Below are 1,306 nucleotides of genomic sequence, written 5' to 3'. Positions count from 1 at the left end.
CAGCTACCTGGCGGCACAGGGCTGGAACATCGGCATCATCGACCTCGATGACGCACTCTGCAAGGCGGCGGCCAAGGAACTGGCAGCCGAGCACCGCGTCAAGGCCTTCGGCGCCGGCGCCAACGTTTCCGACGAAGGCTCGGTCCGCGCGGCAATCGACGCCATCGAGGCGGAACTGCCGCAGATCGTTGCGCTCGCCAACGTGGCCGGCGTCAGCTCTCCGGTGCCCTATCTGGAACTCGACGCCGCCGAATGGGACCGGGTGCTGAACATCAACCTCAACGGCGTCCACTACGCCACCCGCCGCGTCGCGGAATCCATGGTGAAGAACAGGATCGGGCGCATCGTGAACATCTCCTCTGTCTCCGCGCAGCGTGGCGGCGGCACCTTCTCCAAGACGCCGTACTCCGTGGCGAAAGCCGGCGTGATCGGCCTGACCCGGGCCACGGCCCGTGAACTGGGCGAATACGACATCACGGTCAACGCCATCTCACCCGGGCCCATCGACACCGACATCATGGGCGGCACCCTCAGCGAGGAACGCAAGGACGAACTCACCAAAGACCTCGTGGTCAACCGGGTCGGTTCCACCCGGGACATCGCAGCAGCCATCGCCTTCCTCATCAGCGAGGACGCCGGCTACATCTCCGGCCAGACGCTGAATGTGGATGGCGGACTCTACATGCACTAAGGAAGAAGCCTCGTGGCACAACACAGCCAAACCCGCGCGTCCGGATTCGCAGCCTGGAGCAAGGGACGGAAGATCTACCTCGCCGTCGGGATCCTCGCCTGCGTGGCCGGCGTCCTGATGATGGTTTTTTCGCGCTAGTTTTCTCCGGCCGGAGCCGGCCTGGCTCGTTTTGGACTGGCCTGATCCGGCCACTTTCATGCAACTGATTCACCCCCCTGAGTTATACCACTGATTGCTCGACGAGGAGTTTTTTGATGACCGTAACAACAACGTCCACCCGGGACCTACTGGAGACACCGGTCCTAAAATCGGCCATCTCCAAGGCCTCCCGCCGGCTCATGCCCATGCTGGTGATCCTGTATGTGGTCGCCTTCCTGGACCGCACCAACGTCGGCTTCTCCGAAGCTGCCTTGGGCGTGGACAAGGGTATTAGCGCCGGCGCCTTCGCCCTGGGCGCAGGGATCTTCTTCATCGGCTACGCCCTGTTCGAGATCCCGAGCAACCTGCTCCTGACCAAGTTCGGCGCCAAGGTATGGCTGGCCCGCATCGCCATCACGTGGGGCATCGTCTCGGCCTGCTTCGCGTTCGTGCAGGGTGAGACGTCCTTCATCATCC

General features: G+C 63.2%; 2 protein-coding genes and 1 pseudogene. All 3 read left to right on the top strand.

Annotated elements, in window-relative coordinates; all coding sequences use genetic code 11:
- Positions 1-691: SDR family NAD(P)-dependent oxidoreductase (locus tag LQV45_RS33210; protein WP_230011973.1), on the top strand; the 691-nt coding region annotated here is incomplete at its 5' end.
- Between the two features lie 12 nt (positions 692-703).
- A complete protein-coding gene (locus tag LQV45_RS35755) occupies positions 704-829 on the top strand; it encodes a hypothetical protein (protein ID WP_290370395.1) in 126 nt (41 codons plus the stop codon).
- A 116-nt stretch (positions 830-945) separates the two neighbouring features.
- Positions 946-1,306 (top strand): annotated as a pseudogene (locus LQV45_RS33205) (MFS transporter); the annotation flags it as partial.

The sequence above is a fragment of the Microbacterium sp. Bi128 genome, from assembly GCF_918698205.1.
The sequence above is the reverse complement of the archived record's forward strand: the minus strand, read 5'-3'. Positions and strand labels throughout refer to the sequence as shown.